This window comes from Nocardiopsis trehalosi NBRC 14201 (genome assembly GCF_001552555.1).
In the GTDB taxonomy this organism is placed as follows: domain Bacteria; phylum Actinomycetota; class Actinomycetes; order Streptosporangiales; family Streptosporangiaceae; genus Nocardiopsis_B; species Nocardiopsis_B trehalosi.
Window position 1 is genome coordinate 23690 of record NZ_BCRK01000048.1, and the last position, 12369, is coordinate 36058.

General features: G+C 74.6%; 11 protein-coding genes. 9 read left to right on the forward strand and 2 right to left on the reverse strand.

Features of this window, described 5'->3' with window-relative positions:
* Positions 1-54 precede the first annotated feature (54 nt).
* The 4 genes from NT8_RS11290 to NT8_RS11305 all read left to right on the forward strand — a co-directional run bounded on the left by NT8_RS11290 (position 55) and on the right by NT8_RS11305 (position 3938).
* Positions 55-579, forward strand: coding sequence for a cell division protein SepF (locus NT8_RS11290; RefSeq protein ID WP_067967418.1), 525 nt, complete (start codon positions 55-57; stop codon positions 577-579).
* Positions 580-618: 39 nt separating this feature from the next.
* On the forward strand, positions 619-915 hold the full coding sequence (locus tag NT8_RS11295; RefSeq protein WP_067967421.1) for a YggT family protein: 297 nt from the start codon (positions 619-621) through the stop codon (positions 913-915).
* A 129-nt stretch (positions 916-1044) separates the two neighbouring features.
* Positions 1045-1923 carry a DivIVA domain-containing protein gene (locus tag NT8_RS11300; protein ID WP_067967424.1) on the forward strand — a complete coding sequence of 293 codons (879 nt, stop codon included), beginning with the start codon at positions 1045-1047 and terminating at the stop codon, positions 1921-1923.
* Positions 1924-1988: 65 nt separating this feature from the next.
* Positions 1989-3938 (forward strand): hypothetical protein, encoded by a 1950-nt coding sequence (locus NT8_RS11305; RefSeq protein WP_067967427.1) that lies wholly within the window; start codon positions 1989-1991, stop codon positions 3936-3938.
* A 310-nt stretch (positions 3939-4248) separates the two neighbouring features.
* Here the strand turns inward: NT8_RS11305 and ileS are convergent, their stop codons facing one another.
* Positions 4249-7431 carry an isoleucine--tRNA ligase gene (gene ileS / locus NT8_RS11310; protein ID WP_394326575.1) on the reverse strand — a complete coding sequence of 1061 codons (3183 nt, stop codon included), beginning with the start codon at positions 7429-7431 and terminating at the stop codon, positions 4249-4251.
* A 391-nt stretch (positions 7432-7822) separates the two neighbouring features.
* Here ileS and NT8_RS11315 point away from each other — a divergent pair, with 391 nt between their 5' ends.
* From NT8_RS11315 to NT8_RS11330, 4 genes are all read left to right on the forward strand, one after another.
* Complete coding sequence (locus tag NT8_RS11315; RefSeq protein WP_067967431.1) at positions 7823-8086, forward strand: divalent-cation tolerance protein CutA; 264 nt, start codon at positions 7823-7825, stop codon at positions 8084-8086.
* 209 nt (positions 8087-8295) lie between these two features.
* Positions 8296-8739, forward strand: a complete 444-nt coding sequence (locus NT8_RS11320; protein WP_067967434.1) for a TraR/DksA family transcriptional regulator — start codon at positions 8296-8298, stop codon at positions 8737-8739.
* Positions 8712-9458 (forward strand): signal peptidase II, encoded by a 747-nt coding sequence (gene lspA / locus NT8_RS11325; RefSeq protein WP_394326576.1) that lies wholly within the window; start codon positions 8712-8714, stop codon positions 9456-9458. The genes NT8_RS11320 and lspA overlap by 28 nt, the downstream gene beginning before the upstream one ends.
* A gap of 20 nt (positions 9459-9478) precedes the next feature.
* Positions 9479-10387, forward strand: a complete 909-nt coding sequence (locus tag NT8_RS11330) for an RluA family pseudouridine synthase (RefSeq protein ID WP_067967444.1) — start codon at positions 9479-9481, stop codon at positions 10385-10387.
* On the opposite strand, the gene NT8_RS11335 is transcribed toward NT8_RS11330, so the two are convergent.
* Entirely contained in the window at positions 10339-11343 is a 1005-nt protein-coding gene (locus NT8_RS11335; RefSeq protein WP_067967437.1) for a DMT family transporter, read from the reverse strand. The two genes, NT8_RS11330 and NT8_RS11335, sit on opposite strands and share 49 nt — an antisense overlap.
* Positions 11344-11416: 73 nt before the next feature.
* Between NT8_RS11335 and NT8_RS11340 the strand changes: the two genes are divergently transcribed.
* Positions 11417-12322: a LysR family transcriptional regulator gene (locus NT8_RS11340; protein WP_067967439.1), complete on the forward strand. Its 906-nt coding sequence runs from the start codon at positions 11417-11419 to the stop codon at positions 12320-12322.
* The last annotated feature ends 47 nt before the right edge of the window (positions 12323-12369 follow it).

Here is a 12369-nt window from a genome sequence, read left to right on the forward strand (position 1 = left end):
ATACGGAAGAAGTCATCTGCGGTGCCGCACCACAGGGACGACGGAGGACAAGAGATGGCCGGCGCGATGCGCAAGATGGCGGTCTACCTCGGCCTCGTGGAGGACGACCGCTACGATCACCGCTATGCGGATGAATATGATGACTTCGACGACTTCGATGAAGGCGTCGAGGACCGGCGTGAGCGGGACCTCGATCCCCAGGGCGTTCCTCGGGCCGACTCCGTGATGGACGCGGACGGCTACTCCGCGTCGCCGGTCGAGCGGCGGACACCCCCCCACGCCGGCCCGGCCACCGCGGACCTCGCGCGAATCACCACACTCCATCCGCGCACGTACAACGAAGCGCGTACTATCGGAGAGCATTTCCGGGAAGGTATACCGGTGATCATGAACCTCACCGAGATGGTCGACAGCGACGCCAAGCGCCTGGTCGACTTCGCGGCGGGGCTCATCTTCGGTCTGCACGGCAGCATCGAGCGCGTGACGAACAAGGTGTTCCTGCTGTCCCCGGCTAATGTTGAGGTGACCGCTGAAGACAAGGCACGTATCGCTGAGCGAGGGTTCTTCAATCAGAGTTAGATCATCACCGATGTCCAGAGATGGGGTCCGGGTCCGGCCGTGAGTATCGTCTTGACCGTGCTGTACTACGCGCTGCAGATCTTCCTGCTCGTGCTGATCGGCCGGCTCGTCTTCGAACTCGTACAGTCGTTCGCACGCTCGTGGCGACCCAGCGGGTTCGTTCTGGTACTGGCGGAGACCACCTACACGGTCACCGACCCGCCGTTGAGGTTCCTGCGTCGGTTCATCAAGCCCGTGCGTTTGGGGAGTGTGGCGCTGGACCTGAGCTTCACCGTCCTCTTCCTCGTCGTGGTGATCCTCAGCTCGATCGTGAGAAGCTCGATCCCGGTCGTCTAGAAGATCACGGATGTCGGAAAGGTACGCTGCCCTTCCGATATGTGGTCTTGGTCATGATCTGGATTGCCGTAAGGTCACGATCAGGTAGCGTCCCTACGGACAGAGTCCAAGCGCGCCAAGGAGACGAACATGCCGCTGACACCCGCGGATGTGCGGAATAAGCAGTTCAGTACGACCCGGCTACGGCCGGGCTACGACGAAGAAGAGGTTGATGCGTTCCTCGACGAAGTCGAGTCCGAACTTGACCGGTTGATCCAGGAGAACGAGGAGCTGCGCGGCAAGCTGGCCGAGTGCCTGCGGGGCAAGGTCCCCAACGCCGGGATGCAGGACTTCCAGCAGCCCCAGGAGCAGCTGGCCCCCGAGCCCCCTCCGCAGCCCGAGCCGGTCCGGCCCGAGCCGATCCCGCAGCCCGTCGAGCAGCAGCCCATGCCGGCCATGGCCTCCAACATGGGCCTGCCGGGCGCCGAGGACAACATGGACACCGCCGCGCGGGTCCTCGCCCTCGCCCAGCAGACCGCCGACCAGGCCATCTCCGACGCCCGCCGCGAGGCCGACGAGACCCTCGGCCGCGCGCGCCACGAGGCCGACGACATCCTCGGCAAGGCCCGCCGCCAGGCCGAGCAGATCGTCAACGAGGCCCGCGCCCGGTCCGAGAACCTCGACCGCGACGCCCAGGAGCGCCACCGCCAGGTCATGGGCTCCCTCGTGCAGCAGCGCGAGGAGCTGGAGCACAAGGTCAGCGAGCTCAAGGACTTCGAGCGCGAGTACCGCAGCCGCCTGAAGGACTACTTCGAGCGGCAGCTGCGCGAGCTCGCCGAGGGTGCCAACGAGCTCAGCGGCCCCGGCCCCAACACCACCGGCGGCTTCCAGACCATGGCCCCCACCGGCGGTTCGCCGTCGCTCCAGCACGGCGGCCCCGCGGGTCCGCCGGCCGGCAACCCGTTCGCCCAGCCGGAGCCCGCGCAGCACGGCGGCTTCCACCCGGGCGAGCCGCACGACCGGCGCTGACCCCGCGGCGCGGGGGCTCCGCGCCGACGCACAACAGAACCCTTGAGTAAAGGCTCTCACTTCCCGTGTTCATCCTCAGCCTCGTCACCCTCGTGGCGGCTCTGGTCGTCATCGCGGTGGCCGTGGTGCTCGCCGAGACCACGCTGGTCTACATCGCCCTCGGACTGGGCGGCCTCGGGGCCGTCTTCCTCGTGGCGGAGCTGGTCAGACACCGCGCGCACCTGACGGGCGGACAGGATGGGACGACGGGACGCGGGGCCCCGCCGGCGCACGCCCCGTGGACGGACGGTTTGGGGAAGGCGTCCGTCCCCTCCGCGGCCACCGCGGTGGGGCCCGCGACCGGCGACCAAGGGCGGCGCACGCCCGCGCCCGTACCGGCCCACCCGCCGGTACGGGCGGGCGCGTCTCCCAGCGGCGCCTGGGAGCGGCCCCGACCCGGAGCCGGCGCCCCGTACGGAGCGCCCGGCCAGGGCACCGCCTCCGGTGCCCCCGCCGCCACCCGCGCGTACGGTGTCCCCGCCGCCGCGCCCCCCGGCACCCCGCCGGGCCCGGCCGAGCCCGCCACCGGCGCGGCGGCCTCGGACCCCCGGCCGCCCTCCGACCCGGCCCACGGCCGCGGCACCGGCGACCGGCCCGACCCTTCCGCCGCCCCGCGGCCCACCGGCGCGTACCCGCACGGCGCCGCGCACCCCGACGATCCCCACTTCGAGCCCACCGACACCGGCACGGCCCTGTGGCTGAACGCCCCCGACACCCCGGCGCCCGCCGACCGCGCGTCCGGCCCCACGCCGCCCACCTCGGCCGGCCCGCCGGACACCCCCACCGCCGCGGTCCGCAACGGCCCCCCCGAGGCCCCGCCCGCCGACCCCGGCCCCGACGCGCCCACCGTCCGGCCGACCGCCGACGCCGCCCCCGGCGGCGGCACCCCCGACACTTCCGGCGCCGCGTCCGCCGACACCGGCCCCGACGCGCCCGTCGTCCCGTCGGCCGCCGACGCCGCCTCCGGCGGTGACACCCCCGCTGACGCGCCCGCAGACGGCGCCGAGACCACGTCCTTCGGGGCGTTCGTCGAGCGCCTGCAGAACGGCCACCCGGCCGGCGGGGCCGCCCCGGACACCCCGGAACCCGACCCGGCCCACGCGTCCGGCGCCGTGTCCGACGCCGACGACGACCTCGACCTGGTCGCCGAACCCCTCCCGGCCGCCGACGCGCCCGACCCCGAGCCGACCGACGCCGCGCCGGAGACCGCCGTCGACGCGCCCGCCGACCCGGTCGACGTGGACTCCGAGACGCCCGCCGACCCGGGCCCGCCCGCCGAGGCCGACGCCCCGGCGGTGGCCGAGGTCACCGCCGCCTCCCCGGCCGTCGGCAGCGACGCGGACACCGACACGCCCGACCCCGGGCACGGCGCGGCGGCGGAGCCCGCCGACCCCCAGGACGCGCCGGCCCCCGATCCGGCCCCCGCTGGATCGGACACCGACCCCGGCCCGGCCGCCACCGACCGGGACGACCCGGCCGACACGCCCGACCCGGCCGACGGCGCCGGCACGTCCGCCTCCGGAACCGGCGGCGCGGACACCCGGGACGACCCGCCCTCGGACGGCGCGGGACAGGAGGCGGCGGACACCGCCGACTGGGCGCCCGGCGACCCGGGTCCCGACGCCACCGCGCCCGACGGTGCTGTGGACGAAGCCCCGGGCGGCGGCACCACCGCCGCCGACGGTCCCGCAGACCCGGCCCCGGTGGACGACCCGCGCCTCACCGGTGCCGAGGACGACATCGACGGCCCGGCGGTCCTCGCCGCGCCCGGCGCCCCCGACCCCGAGGACGGCCCCGAGACCGGCTCGGGCGCCCCCGCGCGCTTCACCTACCGGCTTCCGGGGCGCCCCGCCGAGGACACCGCCGACCACCGGGACGGCCACGGATCCGGAACCGGCGCCGCCGAATCCTCGCCCGCTCCGGACGGTGAGCCGGACACCACCACGGGGCACAACCGTCCCGCGACCGACGACTGACCCACCCGCCCCGCGCCGCGGGAACGAGATGGGGCCGGTTCGGGGCATGGTGCGGCACTTCCCCTGGGCGGTGGCGGAGGGGGCCATGGCGCCGGGGGAACCCCTGATTCCAGTCAAGCCGGTGGGAGTGGCCGCGCGCCAGGCGAATCCCGCACCTGTGGACGGCCTCGGCTCCCCGGTCGGCGCGCGCACGCGCATCCCGGGTCCCGCGCCGGGCGGGCGCGTACCGCCCGCCCCGCCGAACGGCGGAGCGGGCGGTGCCCGCACCGGCCGGGGCCGCGCGGACCGGCCCGCGCGGCCCCGGAGCCGGTCAGGCGGTGCGGCGGATCCAGACGGTCACGCCGAACTCCTCCGACGCCACGCTGTAGGCCGCGCCCTCCGGGCGGCCCTCGGTGAAGGAGGACGCCAGGACCTCGGCCGCGATCGGCCCCGCGTGCTCGGTGAGGGCCCGCGCCGTCACCGGGTCGGTGGCCGACCACCACAGGTCGATCCGGTCGGAGATGTCCAGGCCGCTCGACTTGCGGGCGTCCTGCACCAGCCGCACCGCCTCCCGCGCCAGCCCGGCCCGCTGCAGCTCCGGCGTGATGTCCAGGTCCAGCGCGACGGTCTCGCCGCCCTCGGAGGCCACCGTCCAGCCCTCGCGGGGCTGCTCGGTCACCAGCAGCTCCTCGGCGCTCACCTCGACCGGCTCGCCCTCGACCTCCACGTGCGCCCACCCGGTCGACCGGACCTGCGCGACCAGCCCGGCCGGCTCGGCCGCCTGGATGGCCTTCGCCACCAGCGGGGTGCGCTTGGCGAACCGCTTGCCCAGCGCCCGGAAGTTCGGCTTGACCGTGTAGTCGACCAGGTCGCCGCCGACCGCCGACAGTGAGTCGAGCTGCTGCACGTTCAGCTCCTCCGCGACCTGCGCCCGCAGCTGCTCGGGCAGCCCCGCGAACCCCGCGGCGCCGACGAGGACCCGCGACAGCGGCTGGCGGGTGCGCACCCCGGAGTCGACCCGGGCCGCCCGGCCCAGCTCGACCAGGCGGCGGGTGAGGGCCATCTGCTCCGACAGCTCCGTGTCGATCAGGTCCGCGCGGACCTCCGGCCACGTGGTCAGGTGCACCGACTCCGGGGCGTCGGGGCGGCGCAGCGCCGCCCACACGTGGTCGGTGAGGAACGGCACCATCGGCGCCATGACCCGGGTCAGGGTCTCCAGCGCCTCGAACAGGGTGGCGAACGCCGACGCGCCCTCGGGGGTGGCCGCGCCCGCCCAGAACCGCCGCCGCGACCGGCGCACGTACCAGTTCGACAGGTCGTCCACGAACGCGGTCAGCAACCGGCCCGCCCCCGCCGTGTCGAACCGCTCCAGCGCCGCGTCGACGTCCGCGACCAGCCGGTTCAGCTCCGACAGCAGCCACCGGTCGAGCAGCGGGCGGTCGGCCGGCGCGGGGGCGTCGGCGAGCCGGTCGTGCGTCCAGGCGTCGCCCGCGTTGGCGTACAGGGTGAAGAACGACACGGTGTTGTAGTAGGTGAGGAGCACCTTGCGGACGATCTCCTCCAGCGCCGCGTGGCCCACCCGGCGCGGCGCCCACGGCGAACCGCTGGCCGCCATGAACCAGCGCAGCGCGTCGGCGCCGTGCCGCTCCATGACCTCCATGGGCTCCAGGATGTTGCCCAGGTGCTTGCTCATCTTGCGCCCGTCCTCGGCCAGGATGTGGCCGAGGCAGACGACGTTCTCGTAGGAGGACCGGCCGAACACCAGGGTGCTGACCGCCATCAGCGAGTAGAACCAGCCGCGGGTCTGGTCGATCGCCTCGCAGATGTACTGGGCGGGGAAGTTCGCCCGGAACACCTCGTCGTTGCGGTGCGGCGCCCCCCACTGGGCGAACGGCATCGACCCGGAGTCGAACCAGGCGTCGATCACCTCGGGCACGCGGCGGGACTCGCCGCCGCACTCGGGGCAGGCCAGGACGACGTCGTCCACGTAGGGGCGGTGCGGGTCGAGCGCGCTGAGGTCGGTGCCCGCCAGCTCGCCCAGCTCGGCCAGCGACCCGACGACGGTCAGGTGGTCGTCGGCGCAGGTCCACACCGGCAGCGGGGTGCCCCAGTAGCGGCTCCGCGACAGCGCCCAGTCGATGTTGTTGCGCAGCCACTCGCCGAAGCGGCCCTCCTTGACGTTCTCCGGGAACCAGGAGGTGTCGGCGTTCTGCGCCAGCAGCTCGTCCTTGATCGCGGTGGTGCGGATGTACCAGGACGGCAGCGCGTAGTACAGCAGCGGGGTGTGGCAGCGCCAGCAGTGCGGATAGCTGTGCTCGTAGGGCTGGTTGCGGAACAGCAGGCCGCGTCCGTCGAGGTCGGCCACCAGGGTGGCGTCGGCCCGCTTGAAGAACACGCCGCCGACCAGGTCCAGGCCCTCCTCGAAGGCGCCGTCGGCGCGAACGGGGTTGACCACCGGCAGGCCGTAGGCGCGGCCCACCGCCATGTCGTCGGCGCCGAAGGCGGGGGACTGGTGGACCAGGCCGGTGCCGTCGTCGACGGTGACGTAGTCGGCCAGGACCACGAAGTGCGCCGGCTCCTCGAACGGCACCAGCTCGAACGGGCGCTGGTAGGTCCACCGCTCCATCTCGGCGCCCTCGAACCGCTCACCGGTGGGCGTCCAGCCCTCGCCCAGCACCGACGCCGCCAGCGGCTCGGCGAGGACCAGCCGCTCGGTGCCGTCGGTCATGACCACGTAGGCGACGTCGGGGTGCACCGCCACCGCGGTGTTGGACACCAGCGTCCACGGGGTGGTGGTCCACACCAGCAGCGACGCCGCCCGGTCGGGCGCGGCCAGCGGCCCGGAGGTCACCGGGAAGCGCACGTACACCGACGGGTCGACCACGGTCTCGTAGCCCTGCGCCAGCTCGTGGTCGGACAGGGTGGTGCCGCAGCGGGGGCAGTACGGGCTGATGCGGTAGTCGCGCACCAGCAGGCCCTTGCCGTGGATGGTCTTCAGCGCCCACCAGACGGACTCGACGTACTCGGGGTCCATGGTGCGGTAGGCGTCGTCCATGTTCACCCAGTAGCCCATGCGCCGGGTGAGGGCGGTGAACGCGTCGACGTTGCGCAGCACGGACTCGCGGCAGCGGTCGTTGAACTCGGCGACGCCGAACTCCTCGATGTCCTTCTTGCCGGACAGGCCGAGCTCCTTCTCGACCGCGACCTCCACGGGCAGGCCGTGGCAGTCCCACCCGGCCTTGCGGTCGACGTGGAACCCCTTCATCGTCTTGTAGCGGGGGAACACGTCCTTGAACACCCGGGCCTCGACGTGGTGCACGCCGGGCTGGCCGTTGGCGGTGGGCGGCCCCTCGTAGAACACCCAGCTCGGGTTGCCCCGGCTCTGCTCCAGGGAGCGCTCGAAGACCTTCTGCTCGGTCCAGCGGGCCAGCACGTCGTGCTCGACGGCGGGCAGGTCGACCTGCGCGGGCAGGGCGGGGAAGGGCCGCGGAGCGGCACCACGCGGGTTCGGCAACGGAAGGGACCTTTCCATCAGGAGGACTGCACCCGACGGAGGGACGAGGCGCGGGCCCCGCGGTACCACCCTCCTTGGACGTGCGCCGGACCCACCACGGGGGTGGGCGCGCGCCCCACTTCGTTGTCGCCGCGGCCGGTTCTACTGGGCCGGTGCCCCCGCGTGAGCGGGGCACCGCGCCGTTCCTCCGGCGGCTCCGGGGTGATCTTCCCGACGGGCATGCCCCCGGGCTTCCACCGTCCCCGGGTCGCTGCGGGCTGTGTCCAGCGGTACTCGTCCCCATCCACGCCTTGCTGGGACCGAGGATAGCCCACCTGGGCGGCGCTCCTCCGCTCTTCGCGCGGCATACTGGCGTGCCGGGACACCACGGAGGCGGGAAGGGGCGGCGGGCATGGGAGCGACGGGGGAGCGGGGGGCCGTCCTGGTGACGCTGCCCGACCGGGAGGACGCCGAGGAACTGGCCGAGCAGCTCCTCGACCAGGGGTACGCGCCGTGCACGGTCCACCGCGACATGCTCGCGGGCGAGGACGACGCGGAGGACGCGGACTGGGTGATCGAGGTGCGCACCGGCCCCCACGGCGGCACGGCCGTCTTCGACGAACCCCACCTGGCCGTCCTCGCCGAGGACTACGGCGGGTTCGCCGTCGCCGAGTGACCGCGCCGCGCGGGTGCGCGCCCCCGGCGCCCGTCCCGGCGGGCGGCTTGCGGCGGCGTGTGCGTGTTGCGCCGTGGTTGGTTGATTCGCCCCCGGCGGCCGTTTAGGCTTCCCGGCATCGCGTGAGCGGTAGGCACCGATTCGGTGTGTTCTCGCATGTCATACGGGGTTTTCGGGGCCGCGGGGGAGCGGCCGGCTGAGGGGGGCGCATGGCGTCGACGACCACTGCGGCGGGGGCCGTGAAGAAGGGGGCGGCCGCGGGCGGGCTCGTGGTCCGCACCGGCGAGGACCCGTGGAGCGCGGCCGAGCTGGCCGGGGTCCGCGGCGGCCTGGAGGAGGAGGCGGCCCGGCTGCGCGCGGAGATCACCGCCGCCGAGACCGAGCTGGCCGCGCGGCTGGCGGACTCGGTCGACGGGGCCGGCGACGACCCCACCGACACCGGGGCCAAGACCTACCAGCGCGAGCGGGACCTGGCGCTGGCCTACAATACTCGTGACCTGCTCGCCCAGTGCGAACGGGCGATCAAGCGGATGGACGCGGGGACCTACGGCGCCTGCGAGTCCTGCGCCGGGCCCATCGGCAAGGCGCGGCTCCAGGTCTTCCCGCGGGCCACACTGTGTGTGCAGTGCAAACAGCGCGAGGAGCGTCGCTGACTCAGGTAGAGCCCTCCGGGGACGGACATCGGACCGGGAACGGGCGCGTCGCCGACTGGCGGCGGCTCGTTCTGCTCGTGAGCGTGGCGGTGGTCGCCCTGGCGGCCGACTTCGCCACCAAGGAGATCGCCCTCGCCCGGTTCACCCCGGGCGAGAGCGTCCCCGTCGTGGGTGAACTGCTGCGCTTCACCCTCGTCTTCAACACCGGCGCGGCCTTCTCCATCGGCTCCGACGTGCCGTGGGTGTTCTTCATCATCGCCACCGGCGTGGTGGTCTACATCCTCGTCATGGCGCGCCGCCTGCGCAGCCTCGGCTGGGCCTTCGCGCTCGGCCTGATCCTCGGCGGCGCGACGGGCAACCTGGTCGACCGGCTGTTCCGCCCGCCGTCCCCGTTCCACGGCGCCGTCGTCGACTGGATCCAGGTGCCCAACTGGCCGGTGTTCAACCTGGCCGACTCCGCCATCGTGGTCGGCGGCGTGCTCGCGGTCGTGCTCGCGTTCCGCGGCGTCAACATCGACGGCACGGTCGAGGGCGCGGACCGCCCGGACGCCACCGCCGACGCCGACGCCGACGCCGACGGCGACGGCGACACCGACGAGACCCCCACCACCGGCGCCGGCGCGCCCGCCGCCCCGGTGCGCGGGGGCGACGACCGGCCCGCCGACGACCCCGCCGCCCCGCCCGCCGGCGGCGACCGCGGCCGCGAGGACACCGCGTGACCGCCGGGGACCACCGCTCCATGCCCGTGCCCGACGGCCTGGAGGGCGACCGCCTGGACGCCGCCATCGCGCGGATGTTCGGCCTGTCGCGCACCCGCGCCGCCGAGATCATCGGCGCCGGCGGCGTGCTCGTCGACGGCGGGGCCGCCGCGAAGTCCGACCGCGTCCAGGCGGGCTCGTGGCTCGACGTCACGCTGCCGCCGCCGCCCAGCGCCCCGGTGGCCCGGCCCGAACCCGTGCCGGGGCTGCGCGTGGTGTACGAGGACGCCGACATCATCGTGGTCGACAAGCCCGTCGGCGTGGTCGCCCACCCCACGGTGGGCTGGACCGGCCCGTCGGTGCTGGAGGGCCTGCTCGCCTCGGGCGTGCGGCTGAGCACCAGCGGGGCCGCCGAGCGCCAGGGCATCGTGCACCGGCTCGACGCCAACACCACGGGGCTCATGGTGCTCGCCAAGAGCGAGCCCGCCTACAGCGCGCTGAAGCGGGCGTTCAAGGAGCGCACGGTCGACAAGCGCTACCACACGCTGGTGCAGGGCCACCCCGACCCGCTGCGCGGCACGGTCGACGCGCCCATCGACCGCCACCCCGCCGGCGACGGCCGCTGGGCCGTGGTCGCGGGCGGGCGGCCGTCGGTCACCCACTACGACACCCTGGAGGCGTTCCGCGCCGCCAGCCTGCTGGAGATCCGGCTGGAGACCGGCCGCACCCACCAGATCCGGGTGCACATGGCGGCGCTGCGCCACCCGTGCGTGGGCGACCACCTCTACGGCGCCGACCCCACCCTGGCCGAGCGGCTCGGTGTGCGCCGGCAGTGGCTGCACGCGATGCGGCTGGGGTTCGAGCACCCCACCGAGCACCGCCCGGTGGAGTTCTCCAGCACCTACCCCGACGACCTCGCCGCCGCGCTGGAGGCGCTGCGCGAGGACTGACCCGCCGGGGCGGCCCCCGCCGCCCCGGGCGCGGTCCGGCGGCGCGGCAGCCCGTGCGACAGTGCCGCACCCACCACGACCACGGCCGCGCCGACCGGCTCGTTCCAGGTGAGCGACTCGCCGAGCAGCAGCACCCCGGCGGCGATCGCCACGACCGGGATCACGTAGGTGACGGTGGCGGCCACGGTCGCGCCCGCCGCCGCGATCACCGCGTACTGGAGCACGTAGGCCAGCCCGGTGCCCAGGGCGCCCAGGGCCGTGACCGCCGCCAGCACCTCCCACGGCAGCCGGGCGGGCGCGTCGGTGAACAGCGGGGTCACCACCGCCAGCACCGCCGTCCCGGCGAGGAGCTGGGCGGTGGCCATCTCCAGGGTGGTGTGGCCGGTCCCGGTCAGGTGGCGGCGCACATAGGGGGTGCCGATGCCGTAGCAGACGGTCGCGCCGACCGCGAGCAGCATCCCGGCGGTGTCGGCCCCGGCGAACCCCCGCCACACCCCGAACACCACGAGCACCCCGGCGAAGCCGGTGGCCAGCCCGGCGACCCGCATCCGGGTGGGCCGCTCGTCGCGGAGCAGCAGCAGCGAGAACACCACCGCGAACAGCGGGGTCGCCGCGTTGCAGATGCCCGACAGCGCCGACGGGATCGCCGTGGCGGCGTGGCCGAACAGCGTGAACGGCACGACGTTGAGCAGCAGCGCGGCGACCGTGAGGTGCAGCCACACGCGGGGCGAGCGCGGCAGCCGGCCGCGGCGCAGGAGCAGGATCACGGCCAGCGGGAGCAGCCCGGTCGCCATGCGGCCGAACGCCACCTGCAGCGGGGCCAGCACCTCGGCCGCGATGTCGATGAAGAGGAAGCTCAGCCCCCACACGAGCGCGAGGAGCAGGAACCTCGGCTGCCAGGCGGGCGGAGCGGGGCGGTCGGCGGCGGGGGGCGCCCCGGCGGCGGCGGTCGTCATGCACGAGGTGTACCGCGCGCGCGGGACTTAGGTCTACTTCATTTCACTAAACCGCGGATGTAGCATCACTTACATGCTGAGTGTCGACCGCATGCGGGTCCTGCACGCCATCGCCGCCAACGGCTCGCTCACCGGCGCGGCCGCCGCGCTGCGGGTCACCAACTCCGCCGTGTCCCAGCAGCTCAGCAAGCTCGAACGCGAGGTCGGCCAGCCCCTCGTGCAGCGCAACGGGCGCGGCATCCGCCTCACCGACGCCGCCGAACTGCTGGTCGAGCACACCGGGCGCATCCTGTCCCTCGTCCAGCAGGCCGAGGCCGACCTGGAGGCGCACCGCGACGCCGTCCTCGGCCAGGTCCGGCTCGCGTCCATCGCCACGGCGTCGCGCGGGCTCGCACCGGCAGCCCTGGTCGCCCTGCGCGACGCCCACCCCGGGCTGCGCGTGCGGCTGGTCGAATCCGAACCCGACACCAGCGTCCCCGCCGTCGTCCGCGGCGACGCCGACCTCGCCGTGGTGGTCGACTGGGCCGGCGCCCCCATCCCGCTGCCGAAGGAGCTGCAGCGCGCGCCGCTGCTCCGCGACACCGCCGACATCGCCCTGCCCGCCGCCCACCCCCTGGCCCACCGCGACCTGGTCGACCTCGACGAGGTCCTGACCGAGCCGTGGATCAGCTGGAACGGCGGCTCCATCTGCGACGTGTGGCTGCACGGCATGCTCCGCGCTCAAGGGGTCGAGCCCGACATCGCCCACGTCGCCGAGGAGCACCAGACCAAGCTCGCGCTCATCGCCGCCGGGCTCGGCATCGCCGTGATGCCCCGGCTGGGCCGCGGGCCCGTCCCCGACGGCGTCCGCCTGGTGCCGGTGCAGCCGGCGCTGGTCCGGCACGTCTACGTGGTGTGGCGGGCCGACGCCGCGCGCCGGCCCGCCGTCCGCGCCACCGTCCGGGCGCTGCGCGCGGCCGGGGCGGCGCACACCGACTGAGCCGCCGCCCCCGCTGCGGGGGGGGGGGGGGGGGGGGGGGGGGGGGG